This is a genomic window from Pseudomonas sp. AC070 (assembly GCF_979258635.1).
Genome location: NZ_OZ409871.1, coordinates 4157861 through 4174158, shown reverse-complemented (window position 1 = coordinate 4174158; position 16298 = coordinate 4157861). Strand labels below are relative to the sequence as shown.

Here is a 16298-nt window from a genome sequence, read left to right as displayed (position 1 = left end):
TTTGCAGGGTTCGCGAGAAGCTCGCTCCTACACGATCAAAAGACGAAAAAAATGGCTCTTAGGAGAGCCATTTTTTCTTCCAGTATTGATGCTCAAGCCGTCTGCGCCACCGGCACGTCAAACTCATCGCGCGTGCTGTGCAGCAGATCGATGTTGTTGTGCTGCCACGGATGGAAGCCGTCTTTGAAGAAGTCGAGATACGTTTTGATCAGCGGGCGGAACACGCCGTTCTTGCCCCACATCCACTGAATGCCGTCGCGCCACACGCGCCAGTTCCACAGCAGGCCGTCCTGTTTGAGCATGTGCGTCATGCCACGGAAGGTGTCGAACACGAAAAAGAACGTGCCCATCATCATCGCCCGACGCAGCAACTTGCGGCTGCCGCACACTTGGTTGTACACGTCGAAGGCGACCGCTTTGTGTTCGGTTTCTTCCAAGGCATGCCAGCGCCACAGACGAATTAACTCAGGGTGTGCGCCTTGCAGATGGCGCGGCTCACGCAGCAAACCGTCGGCCATGATTGCCGTGATGTGCTCCAAGGCAGCGGTGGCGGCGAGCTGGCGCTGTGGTGAAAACTTCTTCTGCGTATAGCGGATTCGAGCCTGGGCGTGTTTCTCGATTCGGGTGATGTTGTAGCCCAGATCGCGCAGGCGGTTGCTGTATTCCAAGTGCTCGCGGCTGTGGTGACCTTCCTGGCCGATAAAGCCCCGAATCTGCTCTTTCAACACCGGGTCGGTGATCTGCTCGCGGTAGTGGCGCACCGAGTCGATAAAGAAGCGCTCGCCGTCGGGGAACAACACCGACATGGCGTCGAACAAGTGGGTCTTGAATGCATCGCCGCTGTGCCAATGCCGAGGCAGTGGATTCGGCAGGTCGAAATCCAAGTGGCGGGGGCGAATTTGCAAGCCTTCGGGCGTGGTGCTGACCATTGCTGACTCCCTGAGTCGTTGCTTAACCATGGTTGGCACTATGGCCGCGGCTTACAACCTCGCAAAGGTTGATAGCTGCCAATGTGGCGGTCATATATGGCCAGTTGGCGTGTCACCTTGAGGTAACTGGGGTAACAGCAAAGGCACTTAGGCATTTGCTCGCTGGAGCCAATTTCCAATCCTTTAGGAGTGGTGTGACACATAAGTACGCCTGAGTATTCCTGCGTTGCGCGTCATTTCTGGCCACCGGCCCGGCGCTAAAAAAGAACAATAAGGAAGAAGTTTAGCCACGATGAAGCAGTCCATGAATTTTGCTGCCGAGCTGGTGCCCATCGCTTACGCCAGTGCGTTGATCGACCTCACGACCGAACTCGGCGTGCCACGTGACGAGCTGTTGCAAGCTGCCCGGGTCAAACCGCAGCTGCTTGAATCGCCCAACGGGCGCCTATCGTTTATCGACTTCAACCTGCTCGCCAGCGCTGCGCTCACGCTATGCAAAGAACCGGCGTTGGGCTTGCTGCTGGGTCAGCGCCTGAACGTATCCACCCACGGAATTCTCGGCTACGCCGTGCTCTCCAGCGCCACGCTCGATAAAGCCATTCAATTCGCCCTCAAGTACTACCGCGTACTGGGGCTGGCTTATGAACTGGAAAGGGTAGAAGCGTTTGAACGGGTGGAATTGCGCGCCAGCGAAGCCATGCCGCTGGGTGCGTTGAGTCACTTTGCCGCCGAAGGCTTGCTGTGCAGCTTGCACAGCATCGCGCAGTTCTTGCTCGGGGAAAAAATGCACGGCATCGAGGTAGGTTTCGCCTACCCAGCGCCGCGACACGCGGCGCGTTACGCGGAGGTATTCGGGGTGCGCGTGCAGTTTGACCAGGCCTACCACCGCATCAGCATTCCGCAACACTACCTGCAACGCCCCATGGCCCTGGCCAACCCAGCAACCGTGCACATGTGCGAGCAACAATGCGAAGCGCTGCTCGCCACGCTGGATGTTCAAGACGCCTTGCTCACCCGCGTACGGCGCTTGCTGCTCGCACGCCCCGGCGACTTTCCCGACCTTGGCAGCGCCGCCAAAGCCCTGCACACCAGCGGCCGCAGCTTGCGCCGGCATTTGTCCGCGATGGGCACGAGCTATCAGCAAGTGCTCGACGACGTCCGCAAACGCCTGGCCCTGCAATACCTCAGCACCACGCAATTGCCGCTGTATGAGATTGCGTACTTGCTGGGGTTTAGCGATGCGTCGAATTTTCGTCGGGCGTTTAAGAAGTGGACGGGGAAATTGCCGAGTGATTATCGGGGGGAGGGCTAAGCCGTTCGAATTTCGTTGAGCAGTTCAGGGTGCAAATCCAGCAGCTTGAACAGCTTCACCAGCGCCAGCGGCGGTTTGGTTTTACCGGTTTCGTAGCGGGAAAACGCATTCACGCCGCCGCCGAAAATTTCTGCAGCTTCGCGTTGGTCAAGCGCAAGTTTTTTCCGCACCTGGGCGATGAAGGTGGGGTCGACAATGGTCGCGTTAATTTGCTTCGAGAATGTACGCATCGCACTCATCACGCGCTCCGACTCGCTTATATCGAGCACCGACTCATGGCACGCCGGGCAGAAATCGCCGGTGACGCCGGGGATGACAGTGGTTTCGCCTTTGTAGGTATACGGCAGGTCACGCGTGTCGTGAACCAACTGCGCAGCACCGCAAACGGGACATTTCATGTTCATAACTCCTTGAACGAGACAATCAGAAGATCATCGGAAATCGTCAGCTTCAAATACACAGCACCCATGCAGGTGCTCGGGCAGTAAACGTCTTGCCAGATGCGGTGGTCCGCGTGCGTCGTCATGCTTTTTCGAAATTCATTGGTCTTCAACGCCATCACCACAGCCAGCACATCACTCAATTCCAAACCTAATTCGCTGGCGCCAATTCGAGCCGACTGAGTCGTGCGAACCTTGCCTTGCGAGACCAACAACTTCACCTGAGCGAGGGAAGAATGGGGAGTCCGTTTCTCCATTTCAAATTAACCTTCTTGGTTTTATTTGGCAAGTAGGTTAATAATCCGTCGCCTACTCGTTTCTGTGTCGCCGAGGCCTTTAAAGCCGCGAGCCAGTAGCGCGTGAACGGGCCAAAAGGGGAATCGAGAAGGAACCGAGTTGTTTGAAGGAAATTTCGCGAACGCTCTAAACCGGGAGTTAAAGGCAGGTATTGGTACATTCATCCTTCATTGGGCGCTTCGTGGCCATGAGCGGGCGAGGGGTGTCGGTTGTTCAACTAGCCCTTGAAGCGCGCGGAACCGAAACCGAGAATGGCACCGATTATTCGAGGAGCTGTCATGACCCCCACCCTGATCCGCGAAACCTTCCCTGTCGGCCCGTTGCAGTGCAACTGCACAATCATTGGCGACCCGGTTACCAAGAAAGCCATCGTGGTCGACCCGGGTGGCAATCCGGATCTGATCATGGCGCGGTTGGAGGCCCATGGTTTGAAGGTGGTGAGCATCATCCATACCCACGCCCATCTCGATCATTTTCTGGCCTCGGGCCAGATGAAGGAGAAAACCGGCGCCACGCTGCACTTGCACGAGGAGGACGGTTTTCTGTGGGACAACCTGGAGATGCAGTGCCGCATGTTTGGCGTGCCGTATACGCCGGTGCCGGCGCCGGATCAGTGGCTGCGTGACGATGAGGAGCTGGCGTGTGGTTGCGGCGTGGCGCTGCATACACCAGGCCATACGCCGGGGTCGATGAGTTTCTGGTTTCCTGAGGCCAAGCTGCTGATTGCCGGCGATACGCTGTTTCGCCGGGGCATTGGCCGCACCGATTTGTGGGGCGGCGACTATTCGACGATTGAGCGCTCGATCAAGCAGCGGCTGTATACGCTGGATGAAGATGCTACGGTGGTGACCGGTCACGGGCCTGATACACGGCTCGGTGATGAGATGCGCGAGAACCCGTACATTCGCGCCTGACGCCGCTTCGCTTAGGCCCTCGGCGCCACGGAATTTTCAGCTAACTTTATGCTCCAACGGTGGTCCGCCCAGCGGGGTGGACCGCGTTTTAGGAGTACGCCCCCCATGTTTACCTTCAGTCGCCTGATCATTGCCGCTACTGCCGTCGCGCTGTTGGCTGGCTGTGCCTCGCAAAATCCTTATGACAACCAGCCACCGAGTTCCAATAACACCGCGAAATATGGCGGTATCGGCGCGCTCGCGGGCGCCGCTGCGGGCGCGTTGATCAATCACGATAACCGTGGCAAAGGCGCGCTGATTGGCGCCGCCGTCGCCGGTGCGGCGGGCGCGGGTTATGGCTATTACGCCGACAAGCAGGAAGCCGAGCTGCGCCGCAGCATGCAAGGCACCGGCGTGCAGGTGCAGCGTGAGGGCGACCAGATCAAGCTGATCATGCCTGGCAACATCACCTTCGCTACCGACTCGTCGGATATCGCCGGCAACTTCTATACGCCGCTAAATAACCTCGCCAACTCGTTCAAGCAGTACAACCAGAACACCATTGAAATCGTCGGCTATACCGACAGCACCGGCAGCCGCCAGCACAACATGGACTTGTCGCAGCGCCGGGCCGCCAGCGTGGCCAATTACCTGACCTCGCAAGGCGTCGACGGCTCGCGGTTGTCCACCCGGGGTAACGGCCCCGATCAGCCTATTGCCACCAACGACACCCCCGACGGCCGCGCCCAGAACCGCCGTGTGGAGGTCAACCTGAAACCGCTGCCGCAAGCCGTGCAGCAGCCGCAGCAATATCAGCAGCAGCCCTATCAACAGCCTCAGCAGTATCAGCAATATCCGCAGTAAGCGCTAAACGTTGAACCAGGCCTCCCAAGTGGAGGCCTTTTTTTGCGGGTTCGAATCTGCCATGGGAAGACGCAGCGCGCGGAAGCTCATGAGTTTGCAACCGTCCATTGCGATTGCCTCGTATCCGCTCGCTGATCTTTTGGTGGCAAAGCGCCGCGCTCGAAATTCCTGACTAGACTTCAGCCCAATGGCCCGATTGGACCATTGGTTGCCAGGTCGCTTTACCAAGGGGTAGGGACGCTGGCGAAGGATCAGGAGCTTACATGGACGAAAACCCTGGGTTTCACTCGCGCCGCCCCTGGCTGCCTTTTCTGGTAGCGCTGGGACTGATGGCTGGGCTGGGCGCACTGGTGGTGTGGCAGTGGCAGGAGCTGCAAGCCAACAATCGGCGCGAGCAGGAGCAACGCTTCAGCATTGCTGTGGACGATGTGCAGCAAAGCATTCTTGAACGTATGCACGCCTATGAAATGGTGCTGCGCGGCATGGCCGGATTACTGGCTGGCAGCGATGCGGTTAGCGCCGAAGAATGGATGCGGGCTACCGATCAGCTACAACTCCAAGACCGTTATCCCGGTATTCAGGCGGTCGCCTGGGCGCGCTATGTGCCCGCTGCCGAACTGCCTGCGTTTATCGAAGGCGAGCGGCGCGATGGACGAAAAGACTTCCGTATTTATCCTTCCGGCGAGCGCGATGAATACCTGATTGCTGACTACATCAGCCCGCTCGATTGGCGTAACCGCCGTGGCCTGGGCTTCGACGTGCTATCTGAGGACGTGCGCCGCAAGGCGGTTTATCAGGCACGCCGCACGGGCGAAGCGGTGCTCTCGGCGCCGCTCAGGCTGAAGTCTGAAACCGACCAGGATCCGCAAATTGGCGCCGTGTTGTACATGCCCGTCTACGCCAATACCGCGCCGGTCACCAGCCCCGAAGAGCGTCAGCAAGCTTTCCTGGGGGCGGTCACCGGCTCGTTCCGGATGCATGACTTGCTTGAGGGAATTTTGGGCAGTCGCGCCGAGCTTTTTCAGATTGAGCTGGTCGATAACGCCGATGATGGCGGCGCGCTGCTCCAGGGCGGTTACCTAGGCAACTCGGCGTATCAGCTCACGCGCAGCCTAGGCGTGTTTGGGCGCGAATGGCAGGTTACGGTCAGTAGCACGGCTGAATACGAGCGACGGATGGAAAACCCACGGTTGCAATTCAATCTGTGGGTTGGGCTGCTGTCGTCGGTGCTGCTTGGGTTGATGGTGGGCGGCTATTTATTGCTGCGCGAACGCGCGCTGGCCAACAGCGAAATCATGAGTGCCGGGCTGCGTGAGCGCGAAGAGCGCTTTCGCCTGGTGGTCGAGGCCTCGCCCAACGCCATTGTGTTGGTCGACAGCAACGGCCGCATTGCCATGGTCAACCAACAGGCCGAGCTGATGTTCGGCTATCCGCGCGACGAACTGGTCGGCGCAGCGGTGGAAAAACTGCTGCCCGAGTCGCTACGCCATGCCCACGTCGGTATGCGCCGGGAATTTCAAAAGGCTCCGGAACCTCGGCAAATGGGCGGCAACCGCGACCTGTTTGGTCAGCACAAAGATGGCCATTCCATTCCCGTAGAAGTGGGCCTCTCGCCCCTGCGTAGCGGTGCCGATGTGCTGGTGCAGGCAGTGATCATCGACATCAGCGCGCGCAAGGCCGCCGAGGAACGTTTCCGTTTGGTGGTCGAGGCCTCGCCCAACGCCATTGTGTTGGTCGACAGCCAAGGGCGAATCGCCATGGCAAACCGGCAAACCGAGCAATTGTTCGGCTACCCACGCACTGAATTGCTGAGCCAGCCGGTGGAAAAATTGCTGCCTGAGTCGTTGCAAGAGCTGCACGTGAGCTTGCGACAGAGCTACCTGAATTCGCCCGAGCCTCGGCAAATGGGCAACAACCGCGAGCTGTTCGGCCGGCATCGGGATGGCGAGTTGATTCCGCTGGAAGTCGGTCTGTCGCCATTGCGCAGCGGCGAAGACGTGCTGGTGCAGGCGGTGATCATCGACATCAGCGAACGCAAGGCCGCTGAGGCACGCTTGCGTGAACAGGCCGAACAATTGGCCTTGGCCAACCGCTATAAATCCGAATTTCTGGCCAACATGTCCCACGAGCTGCGTACGCCGCTCAACAGCATCCTGATCCTCAGCGAACAGCTCAAGCAAAACGGCGGCGGCAATCTCAACGACAAACAGGTCAAGCACTCCGACATCATTCACCGCGCCGGCCGCGACCTTTTACAGCTGATCAACGACGTGCTCGACCTGGCCCGCATCGAAGCCGGCCGCGTGCAGTTGAAAATGGAGAACATGAACGTCCACGACCTGATGCAGGAACTGGACGCCAGCCTTCGGCCCATGGCCGAACTCAAGGGGTTGCGCTTGATTACCAGCGTCGACCCACAGGTGCCGCGCGTGGTCTACAGCGACCGGGGCCGCCTGCAACAGATTTTGCGCAACCTGCTTTCCAACGCCCTGAAATTCACCGAGCGGGGCGAGGTGCAAGTGACCGTGAGTTGCGCCCCGGCGGAAGACGGCCGCGAGATGCTTAAGATCGTGGTGCGCGATACCGGCATTGGCATTGCCGCTGACCAGCACCAGCGCGTGTTTCAAGCCTTCCAACAAATCGATGGTTCAACCAGCCGCGCGTTCGGCGGCACCGGGTTGGGCCTGGCGATTACCCGGCAACTGGTCGAGGTGCTCGAAGGCACGGTGCAGTTGGACAGCGCACCGGGCCAAGGCTCTGTGTTCACCGTGCAACTGCCGGTCACCGTGGTGCAAGGCACGGTGGGGCTGCCGCAAGTCAGCGCCGTCGCGCCTACGCGGGTGGGGCAAGGCCCGGCGTTGCTGGTGGTTGAAGATGATCAAGACTTCGCCAACCTGATTGCCGACGAAGCGCAGGCCCATGGGTTCGCCTGCGTGCATTGCCGCAGCGGTGCCCAGGCGCTCGGCCTGCTGGAGCGTGAGCAGTTTGCCGCGGTGATTCTCGACATCCTGTTGCCCGACGTCAGCGGTTGGCAGATTTACCGCAGCCTGCGCGGGCATCCGCAGCATCGCGGTATGCCGGTGCACATCATCTCCTGCGTGCCGCAGCCGGACGACTGGCATGACACCGGCACGCGTTATCTGGTCAAGCCGATTGCCCGGGCCGATCTGGAAAAAGTGTTCACCGATCTGGCTCGCCATGAGCACGACGAACAGAACCGCCTATTGTTGGTAGAAGACATCGCGCCGGAACGCGAGTACTACCGCGAGCACCTCAGCCACCTGGGTTTCTCAGTGACGGCAGTGGCGACTGCGGCCCAAGCGCGTGACGCCTATCAGGAAGACGAGTTTGCGGCGGTGGTGGTTGACCTCGATCTACCCGACCAGGACGGCTTTGATTTGATTGAACTCATGTCGCAACAGCGTCCTCTCAGCAATACACGGGTGGTCGTGAACACCGGTGTGGATGTAACCCAGCAAAGCCTGCAACGCCTGCGTCGTTATTCGGCCGTGGTGGTGCAAAAAAATGGCCAGGATCTGCAAGCGCTGAGCCAGGCCGTGCAAGGATTTTTGTCCAGTGTGCGTGAGCCGCAGCCCGAAGTTGTGGTGCCGGAAATCAACCCGCTGCACGGGCAACGGGTGCTGTTGGTGGACGATGATGTACGCAACATTTATGCGATGAGCGCGTTGCTGGATGAGCTGGGGTTGGAAGTCAGTACGGCCCGAGACGGCTTCGAGGCGCTCGCCGCCTTTGCGGAACAGGCGTTTGACCTGATTCTGATGGACATGGCGATGCCCAACATGGATGGCTACACCGCCACTCGTCTGCTGAAACAGGAGAAAGGCTGCACGGTGCCGATCATTGCCCTGACGGCCCATGCGATGAAGGGCGACCGCGAAAAATGTTTAGCCGCGGGCACGGATGACTACCTAGCCAAACCAGTGGCACGCCAGGACCTCATAGCCCTGCTGCAACGCTGGTTGGCGAAATCGGAGGGACGTAATGGCTCAGGCGCAGCTTAAACCGCAGTCCAGCGAGCAGATCTTGCTGGTGGTCGATGACCGCGAGGAAAACCTGGTGGCCATGGAAGCCTTGCTGGGCGATAGCCCGTGGGAAGTTCGCACGGTGAATTCGGGCGAGGCCGCTTTGCAGTGCCTGCTCGACAACGACGTCGGCCTTGTACTGTTGGACGTACAGATGCCGCACATGGATGGCTTTGAAGTGGCGCGCTTGATGCGCGGCAACCCGAGTACGCGCTACACCCCGATCATCTTTCTCTCCGCCATTGCCCACACCGAAGACTCGGTGTTGCGTGGCTATGCCACCGGCGCGGTGGACTTCATTCTCAAACCCTTCGACCCGCAAGTGCTGCGGCACAAAATCAATGTGCTGCTCGAACACGAGCGCAACCGCCACGAATTGCAGGTGCTGTCCAAGCAGCTCGACAGTGCTCGCGCATTCAATGCGTCGGTGCTGGAAAACGCCGCCGAAGGCATCGTGGTGGTTAACGAAGAGGGCAACATCAACTTCGTCAATCCGGCCATGGCCCGCATGCTCAACGGCACGGTGGCGGGAATTGAAGGGACGCCGCTGCTCGATTACCTGGTGACCTCCGGCCTTCCCACCGCCTGGAAAGATTCGGAGTTCTACAAACATTGGTTACGCGGCGAAGCGTATCGCCTGCACGACGCCAGCTTGCGCGCCGTGAGCGGGCAGATGTTGCCGGTGGCGCTGTCGAGTTCACCGCTGCCGCGCTTGCAGCGCTCGATGGTGATTCTGGCGTTGGATATGTCCGTGGTGCGCAACCTTTATGCGCAACTGGAATCGCAGGCGGCCACCGATGCGCTGACCGGTTTGCTCAACCGTCGCGGTTTTCACCAGGCTCTGGAATCGAGCCTGGCGCGCCTGGACCGCAGCGGCAAACGCATGGCGATTTTGTATCTGGACCTCGACGGTTTCAAACGCATCAACGACTCCCTCGGCCACGCGGCCGGGGACCAAGTGCTTCGCCAGGTTGGCGATTTGCTGCGCTCCAGCCTGCGGCCTTACGACGTGCTGGCGCGCATGGGCGGCGACGAATTCACCGCCTTGCTCGACGGTTTGGAACACCCGGAAGATGCCGCGCGTATCGCCGAGAAACTGATCGAACTGGTCTCGGTGCGCCACCGTGTCGACGGCATGGACGTAACACTCGGCGCCAGCATCGGCATCGCCAGTTTCCCTGAATGTGGGCGCAGCGTGGATGGTCTGATGCGCGCCGCCGACATGGCGATGTACGAAGCCAAGCGCGCCGGCCGTCAGCAATACCGCTTCTTTTCCCCGGAAATGAACGGCCGCGCACGTTCACGCTTGATGCTCGAAGAGAGCCTGCGCAACGCCATTGAACAGAACGATTTTGTGTTGGTGTATCAGCCACAAATCTATCTGGAGACCGGCAAGCTACGCGGCTTCGAAGCGCTGTTGCGGTGGGAGCACCCGGTGTCGGGCACCATTGCGCCGAATGTGTTTATTCCGCTGCTGGAAGAGACCCGTTTGATCAACCGCCTCGGCGACTGGATTTTTCGGCGAGGCGTGCAGCAGTGTTGCGATTGGCGGCCGACGTTTGGCGAGAACGTTGTGGTCAGTCTCAACGTCAGTCCGGTGCAGTTCGGTATGCCGCAACTGGTGGATGACTTGCGCCGTGTGCTGGCCGAGCTGGGCTTGTGTCCGGCGCAGCTGGAAGTGGAAGTGACCGAAAGCGCACTCATGCAAGACCTCGACACCACCCGCGAACAGCTCAGCCAGCTGCGTGCGCTGGGCGTGAAAATCGCCATCGACGACTTTGGCACCGGTTACTCATCGCTCGCCTATTTGCGCCACTTCGAGCTGGATACGCTGAAGATCGATAGGCTGTTTATTTCCAACATGCTCAGCTCGCCCAAAGACGCGGCGGTGGTCAGCACCATCATCGACTTGGGGCATCACCTGGGCCTGGAAGTGATCGCCGAAGGGGTGGAAACCATCGAACAGCGCGACTGGCTGCTGGAACACCGCTGCCACATCATGCAGGGCTTTCTGGTTGCCAAGGGGTTGCCGGTCTCGGAGACCGAGCACTTCCCGGCGCAGATTGATTGGGATGTTTATCGCAAGAAGTAGAGATAACTCGGTCGGTCCCCTCTCCCGTTGCGGGAGAGGGTTAGGGAGAGGGCGACCTGGAATGTGTCGCCGATGCCGGCCCTCTCCGCCGGCCCCTCTCCCGCAAGCGGGCGAGGGGAGACCATCGCTTATGGCTGGCGCGAGGGCGGAAACTCTTCATGCAGCCGCCCCAACTCCGCATCCTTCTCTTCCCACAACTTATTCACCCACTGCTGAAACCCGAGGCGGTAGGTTTCGTCGCTGTTGTAATCCTTGCCGAGAAACTCCTTCGGAATCTCCAGCGTGTGATACCGCACCACTACTTTCGGCACTTCGCCGCACAGGAAAGACCAGAAGCTCGGGTTGCCTTCGGGGTAGTGGATGGTGATGTTGACCATCGATTTCAGCTGCTTGCCCATGGCATCAAGCACAAACGCGATGCCGCCGGCTTTGGGTTTGAGCAGGTAGCGGAACGGTGAGGCTTGCTGGTCGTGCTTGGCTTGGGTAAAGCGCGTGCCTTCCAGGAAGTTGAAAACTGCGACCGGCACATGCTGGAATTTTTCGCAGGCGCGGCGGGTGGCGGCGGTGTCCTGGCCTTTCTTTTCCGGGTGCTTTTCCAGGTAGGCCTTGGTGTAGCGCTTCATAAACGGGAAGTCCAACGCCCACCAACACAGGCCAATCACCGGCACCCAGATCAGCTCCTGCTTGAGGAAGAATTTGAAGAACGGCAGGCGGCGGTTAAGCGTGTGTTGCAGCACCAGAATATCGACCCAGCTCTGGTGGTTGCTGGTGACAAGGTACCAACCGTCGTACTTGAACTGTTCGCGGCCTTTGAGGTTCCACTCGGTTTTTTGCACCAGCCACATCCAGCCGCTGTTGCAGGCAATCCAGGCTTCGGCCGCCCAGTTCAGCACCCAGTTGCACACGGTGCGCACCGGCTTGAACGGCAGCAACAATTTCACCAACGCGGCAATAAACAGAAACCAGCACCAGATCAGGGTGTTGGCGAACAGCAGAATCGTGGCGAGCACACCGCGAAGCGGCGCAGGCAGGAAAGACAGCATGGGGCAGATGCCTCGTGAAGAAATTGTGGTTCCCGCTCTTTTGCAGAAGATGGCGGTTGTTAGGCGCAGAGATTAACCATTGCCGGGGGAACTGCAAGCGTCTCTGCTTCTTCGCGAGCAGCCTCAAGCGAAGCCGCTGCCACAAAGAAGCGGCGGGGCGCTACGGAAGATTCGCTGCCTGAATCGCGGTCAGGGCGATGGTGTAGATGATGTCGTCCACCAGCGCGCCGCGTGACAGGTCGTTTACCGGTTTGCGCAAACCTTGCAGCATCGGGCCCACGCTCACGCAATTGGCGCTGCGTTGCACCGCTTTGTAGGTGGTGTTGCCGGTGTTGAGGTCGGGGAATACGAACACGGTGGCATGCCCGGCCACGGCGCTGTTCGGCGCTTTTTGCAGGGCCACGCTTTCGATGGCGGCGGCGTCGTATTGCAGTGGGCCGTCGAGCGGCAGGTCAGGTCGCGCCTGTTTGGCCAGGCGCGTGGCTTCGCGCACTTTGTCGACATCCACGCCGGTGCCGGACTCGCCGGTGGAGTAACTGATCATCGCCACCCGTGGCTCGATACCAAACGCGACGGCCGACTCGGCGCTCTGCACAGCAATTTCTGCCAGCTCCGTGGCCGTTGGGTCCGGGTTAACGGCGCAGTCGCCGTACACCACCACCTGATCGGGCAGCAGCATAAAAAACACCGACGACACCAGCTTGTAGCCCGGCGCGGTTTTGATCAGCTGCAGGGCCGGGCGGATGGTGTTGGCGGTGGTGTGAATCGCACCGGACACCAGGCCGTCCACTTCATCCAACGCCAGCATCATGGTGCCAAGCATCACCGGGTCTTCGAGCTGCTGCGTGGCCATCGGCGCGTTCAGGCCTTTGCCTTTGCGCAGTTCCACCATGGGCGCCACGTAACGGCTGCGAATCAAATCCGGGTCGAGTATTTCCAGGCCCGGCGGCAGTTCAATGCCGTGGGCCTGGGCCACCAGCTGCACTTCTTCAGGCTTGGCCAGCAGCACGCAATGGGCAATGCCGCGCGCCTGGCAAATGGCGGCCGCTTGCACGGTGCGCGGCTCGCTGCCTTCGGGCAGCACGATGCGTTTGTTCGCCGCCTGCGCCCGTTGCACCAGTTGGAAGCGAAAGGCCGGCGGCGACATGCGGTGCTCGTGGGGTTCGCCGCAGCGCTGGCTGAGAAAGCGGTGGTCGATATGGCTGGCAACAAAGTCCGTTACCCGCTCGGCGCGCTCGCGGTCGTCGATGGGGATTTCTTTATTTAGCTGATTGAGGTTGTTGGCGGTGTCGTAGGAACTGGTGGTCACCGACAGCACCGGCAAGCCGCTTTGCAGCGCGCCACGGCACAGTTCCATGATGCGTGGGTCCGGCGGAAAATCGCTGCACAGCAGCAAGCCCGCCAGCGGCATGCCATTGGTGGCGGCCAGGCAGGTGGCGAGAATAATGTCGTCGCGATCGCCCGGGGTAACGACCAGTACGCCTGGCTTGAGCAACTGCACGGTGTTGGCTACGGCGCGGGCGCACAAGACGATGCGCTGCATGCGCCGCTGCTCGTATTCGCCGGCGTTGATTACGCGGGCGCCGAGCATGTCGGCGATGTCGCGGGTGCGCGGGGCGTTCAATTGGTCGAGCCAGGGAATGCAGCCGAGCAAGCGGAAATCGTGACGGCGCAGCAGCGGCGAATGGTCTTGCAGGCGGGCAGCAAAGGCGCTGGCGTTTTCTTCGTCACGCACTTTGTTAAGGATGACGCCGAGCACCGAGCTGTCCTGTGGGCCGCCAAACATTTGTGTCTGAATTTCCAGGCGGTCTGACAGCTCGCTCACGCTGTCGCCATCCGGAGCGGTGACCAGGATGACTTCAGCGTCCAGGCTCTTGGCCAGGTGCAGGTTGATGCGCGCCGCGTAGCTGGTGTGCGCGGTGGGCACCATACCTTCGACGATCACCACGTCTTTGTCGCGGGCGGCGTCCTGGTACAGGCGGATGAATTCTTCCAGCAGGTCGTTGAGTTGGCCTTCGCCGAGCATGCGTTCGACATGGGCGAGGCTGACCGGAGCGGGCGACTGCAAACCATGGGTGCGCGCCACCAGTTCGCTGGAGCGTTCGGGGCCCTGGTCGCCCGGCTGCGGTTGCGCCACCGGTTTGAAAAAGCCGACGCGCAGACCGACACGTTCGAGCGCGCCGACCATGCCAAGGCTGATGGAGGTCAGGCCGACGCCGAAACCGCTGGGGGCAAGAAAATAAGTCTGCATGCAAGTTCCTGAACCGCGCGTGGCTCGCGCTTTTTTATACAGCCCTGCCTGGTGGGCAGGGCCCGTTGTTCGACAGCGCTGTTAGTGCAGTAGCTGCAAGGTATCGAGGGCGATCTGCCGCTCTTCGTTGGTTGCAATCACCAGGACGCGCGGGTGGCCGTAGGCGTGGATCGTACCGGAAAGGCCGCGGATATAACGCTCGTTCGCTTCGTCGTCGAGCTGCACGTTCAGCAGGCGCAAATGGCTCACGGTTTTGCTGCGAATGAGCGGGGAATTCTCGCCGATGCCGCCGGTAAAAATCAGCCCGTCCAGACGCGGCAACGCGCAGCTCATGGCCGCCAGCGACTTGGCCAGGCGGTAGCAAAACACCTCGATGGCCAGCGTCGCACCTTCATGACCGTCGCGGTGCGCTTGCTCCAGGGTGCGCATGTCGTTGGACAAACCGGACAAGCCCAGCAGCCCGGCGTCGTGGTTGAGCATGTAGTCGATTTTCTCGATGTCCCAGCCCAGGCTCAGGGCCAGATGGCTATGCAGATTGGGGTCGACATCGCCGCTGCGTGTGCCCATCACCACGCCTTCAAGCGGGGTCAGGCCCATGCTGGTGTCGCGACTTTGGCCGTTGACCACCGCGCAGGTTGAACAGCCATTGCCCAGGTGGGCCGACAGCCAGCAACTGTCTTCTACCGGCAGGTGGGTCATTTCGGCGGCGCGGCCGGTGACGTAGCGGTGGCTGCTGCCATGGAAGCCGTAACGGCGAATGCCGTGGTCGCGGTAGAGGTTTTCCGGCAGCGCGTAGCGGTACGCGTAGTCGGGCAAGCTGTGGTGGAACGCGGTGTCGAACACGGCCACTTGCGGCAGGTTGGGAAACAGTTTGAGGGTGGCTTCGATACCCAGCAGGTTGGCCGGGTTGTGCAGCGGCGCGAGGTGGGCCGTGGCGTTGATCTCGGCCAGCACGCGGGCGTCGATACGGCGCGCTTCGCTGAAGCGTTCGCCGCCATGCACCACGCGGTGACCGATGCCGTGCAGTTTGCCGCCGCAGGCGCTTTGCACCACCGGCAGCAGCTGCGAGAGCGCGGCGCGGTGGTCGGCGTTGGGAATCATCAGGCTGTCGAACTCGGCGCCCCGGCGCCAATGTAATTCGGCGTCGTAGGTGCCCAGGTTTTGCGCTTCACCGCTTAAAAATGTTTGTGAGTGAGCCTCGTGAATCAAGGCGAATTTGATGGATGAACTGCCGCAATTGATCACCAGAATATGCCGTGCTTGCATCACTGCTCCTCGTCTTGCTGTGCTGCTCCATTCAACGGTTCCAGCCCTTGCGCGCACCAACCGCAGGGGAAGGGCTGACCGATTTTTTCCGCGCGTTGCATGGGGTCTTGCACCCAGTCGCGGTTTTGCCAGGGCGGTTGATGGCGCAGGTGTTGCGTATGGCCGCAGGAAAGCACCGCCACCCAATGCCCTTCTTCGTCTTGGCGAAAGCCTGTAATGCGCGCTGCGCCGCGCGCCGGGGCGTGGGGCCGTCCGTCTGCGCTCGGTTCGCTTTCGGCCGATCCCTTGGTTAAACTTGCCCGTTCTCCACTCTTTCGCAAAGGTTCTGCCCCATGCTGATCGCTGCCAATACGGCTGTCTCCATCGACTATACCCTGACCAACGATGCTGGTGAGGTGATCGACAGCTCTGCCGGCGGCGCTCCGCTGGTGTACCTGCAAGGCGCAGGCAACATTATCGTCGGTCTGGAAAAAGCCCTGGTTGGCAAGCAGGCTGGCGATGAACTGAACGTGGCTGTCGAGCCTGAAGAAGCCTACGGCGAATACAGCGCTGAACTGGTCAGCACCTTGAGCCGCAGCATGTTCGAAGGCGTTGATGAGCTCGAAGTCGGCATGCAGTTCCACGCGTCGGCGCCGGATGGCAGCATGCAGATCGTGACCATCCGCGATCTGGACGGCGACGACGTCACCGTCGACGGCAACCACCCGCTGGCCGGCCAACGGTTGAACTTCCAGATCAAAGTGGTTGCCGTACGTGCAGCCAGCGAAGAAGAAATCGCCCATGGTCATATCCATGGCGAAGGTGGTCACCACCACTGATTCAGCTAAGCTGCTTGAGCGGCTAACTGGATGACCAAAAAGGCGCTCGT

13 protein-coding genes are annotated in these 16298 nt (G+C 60.4%); 6 read left to right on the top strand and 7 right to left on the bottom strand.

Annotated features, from left to right (window positions below; all coding sequences use genetic code 11):
• Nucleotides 1–92: 92 nt before the first annotated feature.
• Nucleotides 93–929, bottom strand: a complete 837-nt coding sequence (locus ACZZ0Q_RS18680) for a metal-dependent hydrolase (protein WP_463541239.1) — start codon at nucleotides 927–929, stop codon at nucleotides 93–95.
• A 292-nt stretch (nucleotides 930–1221) separates the two neighbouring features.
• Between ACZZ0Q_RS18680 and ACZZ0Q_RS18675 the strand changes: the two genes are divergently transcribed.
• A complete protein-coding gene (locus tag ACZZ0Q_RS18675; protein WP_463560841.1) occupies nucleotides 1222–2241 on the top strand; it encodes an AraC family transcriptional regulator in 1020 nt (339 codons plus the stop codon).
• Here ACZZ0Q_RS18675 and ACZZ0Q_RS18670 read toward each other — a convergent pair.
• Together ACZZ0Q_RS18670 and ACZZ0Q_RS18665 are read right to left on the bottom strand one after the other, a co-directional pair.
• Nucleotides 2238–2639 carry a type II toxin-antitoxin system MqsA family antitoxin gene (locus ACZZ0Q_RS18670; protein WP_463541241.1) on the bottom strand — a complete coding sequence of 134 codons (402 nt, stop codon included), beginning with the start codon at nucleotides 2637–2639 and terminating at the stop codon, nucleotides 2238–2240. The genes ACZZ0Q_RS18675 and ACZZ0Q_RS18670 overlap by 4 nt on opposite strands.
• A gap of 2 nt (nucleotides 2640–2641) precedes the next feature.
• Nucleotides 2642–2938: a type II toxin-antitoxin system MqsR family toxin gene (locus ACZZ0Q_RS18665; RefSeq protein WP_463541242.1), complete on the bottom strand. Its 297-nt coding sequence runs from the start codon at nucleotides 2936–2938 to the stop codon at nucleotides 2642–2644.
• Nucleotides 2939–3256: 318 nt separating this feature from the next.
• On the opposite strand from ACZZ0Q_RS18665, the gene ACZZ0Q_RS18660 reads away from it, so the two are divergent.
• From ACZZ0Q_RS18660 to ACZZ0Q_RS18645, 4 genes are all read left to right on the top strand, one after another.
• Nucleotides 3257–3892, top strand: coding sequence for an MBL fold metallo-hydrolase (locus ACZZ0Q_RS18660; protein ID WP_463541243.1), 636 nt, complete (start codon nucleotides 3257–3259; stop codon nucleotides 3890–3892).
• Nucleotides 3893–3997: 105 nt separating this feature from the next.
• Nucleotides 3998–4735, top strand: a complete 738-nt coding sequence (locus tag ACZZ0Q_RS18655) for an OmpA family protein (protein ID WP_463541244.1) — start codon at nucleotides 3998–4000, stop codon at nucleotides 4733–4735.
• Nucleotides 4736–4998: 263 nt separating this feature from the next.
• Nucleotides 4999–8757, top strand: coding sequence for a PAS domain S-box protein (locus tag ACZZ0Q_RS18650; protein ID WP_463541245.1), 3759 nt, complete (start codon nucleotides 4999–5001; stop codon nucleotides 8755–8757).
• Nucleotides 8738–10870, top strand: a complete 2133-nt coding sequence (locus tag ACZZ0Q_RS18645) for a putative bifunctional diguanylate cyclase/phosphodiesterase (RefSeq protein WP_463541246.1) — start codon at nucleotides 8738–8740, stop codon at nucleotides 10868–10870. Before ACZZ0Q_RS18650 ends, ACZZ0Q_RS18645 begins: the two co-directional genes overlap by 20 nt.
• 128 nt (nucleotides 10871–10998) lie before the next feature.
• Here the strand turns inward: ACZZ0Q_RS18645 and ACZZ0Q_RS18640 are convergent, their stop codons facing one another.
• The 4 genes from ACZZ0Q_RS18640 to ACZZ0Q_RS18625 all read right to left on the bottom strand — a co-directional run bounded on the left by ACZZ0Q_RS18640 (nucleotide 10999) and on the right by ACZZ0Q_RS18625 (nucleotide 15780).
• Nucleotides 10999–11913: an acyltransferase gene (locus ACZZ0Q_RS18640; protein WP_463541247.1), complete on the bottom strand. Its 915-nt coding sequence runs from the start codon at nucleotides 11911–11913 to the stop codon at nucleotides 10999–11001.
• Between the two features lie 160 nt (nucleotides 11914–12073).
• Nucleotides 12074–14164 (bottom strand): phosphate acetyltransferase, encoded by a 2091-nt coding sequence (gene pta / locus ACZZ0Q_RS18635; RefSeq protein ID WP_463541248.1) that lies wholly within the window; start codon nucleotides 14162–14164, stop codon nucleotides 12074–12076.
• An 81-nt stretch (nucleotides 14165–14245) separates the two neighbouring features.
• A complete protein-coding gene (locus tag ACZZ0Q_RS18630; RefSeq protein WP_463541249.1) occupies nucleotides 14246–15430 on the bottom strand; it encodes an acetate kinase in 1185 nt (394 codons plus the stop codon).
• Nucleotides 15430–15780: a DUF3565 domain-containing protein gene (locus tag ACZZ0Q_RS18625; RefSeq protein ID WP_463561034.1), complete on the bottom strand. Its 351-nt coding sequence runs from the start codon at nucleotides 15778–15780 to the stop codon at nucleotides 15430–15432. Before ACZZ0Q_RS18625 ends, ACZZ0Q_RS18630 begins: the two co-directional genes overlap by 1 nt.
• On the opposite strand from ACZZ0Q_RS18625, the gene ACZZ0Q_RS18620 reads away from it, so the two are divergent.
• Nucleotides 15763–16248, top strand: coding sequence for an FKBP-type peptidyl-prolyl cis-trans isomerase (locus tag ACZZ0Q_RS18620; RefSeq protein ID WP_108096087.1), 486 nt, complete (start codon nucleotides 15763–15765; stop codon nucleotides 16246–16248). The two genes, ACZZ0Q_RS18625 and ACZZ0Q_RS18620, sit on opposite strands and share 18 nt — an antisense overlap.
• The last annotated feature ends 50 nt before the right edge of the window (nucleotides 16249–16298 follow it).

Excerpts from the sequence above, each read along its gene's own strand:
- ACZZ0Q_RS18680 (WP_463541239.1), bottom strand. The coding sequence starts at position 929 with ATGGTCAGCACCACGCCCGAAGGCTTGCAAATTCGCCCCCGCCACTTG.
- ACZZ0Q_RS18675 (WP_463560841.1), top strand. The coding sequence starts at position 1,222 with ATGAAGCAGTCCATGAATTTTGCTGCCGAGCTGGTGCCCATCGCTTAC.
- ACZZ0Q_RS18670 (WP_463541241.1), bottom strand. The coding sequence starts at position 2,639 with ATGAAATGTCCCGTTTGCGGTGCTGCGCAGTTGGTTCACGACACGCGT.
- ACZZ0Q_RS18665 (WP_463541242.1), bottom strand. The coding sequence starts at position 2,938 with ATGGAGAAACGGACTCCCCATTCTTCCCTCGCTCAGGTGAAGTTGTTG.
- ACZZ0Q_RS18660 (WP_463541243.1), top strand. The coding sequence starts at position 3,257 with ATGACCCCCACCCTGATCCGCGAAACCTTCCCTGTCGGCCCGTTGCAG.
- ACZZ0Q_RS18655 (WP_463541244.1), top strand. The coding sequence starts at position 3,998 with ATGTTTACCTTCAGTCGCCTGATCATTGCCGCTACTGCCGTCGCGCTG.
- ACZZ0Q_RS18650 (WP_463541245.1), top strand. The coding sequence starts at position 4,999 with ATGGACGAAAACCCTGGGTTTCACTCGCGCCGCCCCTGGCTGCCTTTT.
- ACZZ0Q_RS18645 (WP_463541246.1), top strand. The coding sequence starts at position 8,738 with ATGGCTCAGGCGCAGCTTAAACCGCAGTCCAGCGAGCAGATCTTGCTG.
- ACZZ0Q_RS18640 (WP_463541247.1), bottom strand. The coding sequence starts at position 11,913 with ATGCTGTCTTTCCTGCCTGCGCCGCTTCGCGGTGTGCTCGCCACGATT.
- pta (WP_463541248.1), bottom strand. The coding sequence starts at position 14,164 with ATGCAGACTTATTTTCTTGCCCCCAGCGGTTTCGGCGTCGGCCTGACC.
- ACZZ0Q_RS18630 (WP_463541249.1), bottom strand. The coding sequence starts at position 15,430 with ATGCAAGCACGGCATATTCTGGTGATCAATTGCGGCAGTTCATCCATC.
- ACZZ0Q_RS18620 (WP_108096087.1), top strand. The coding sequence starts at position 15,763 with ATGCTGATCGCTGCCAATACGGCTGTCTCCATCGACTATACCCTGACC.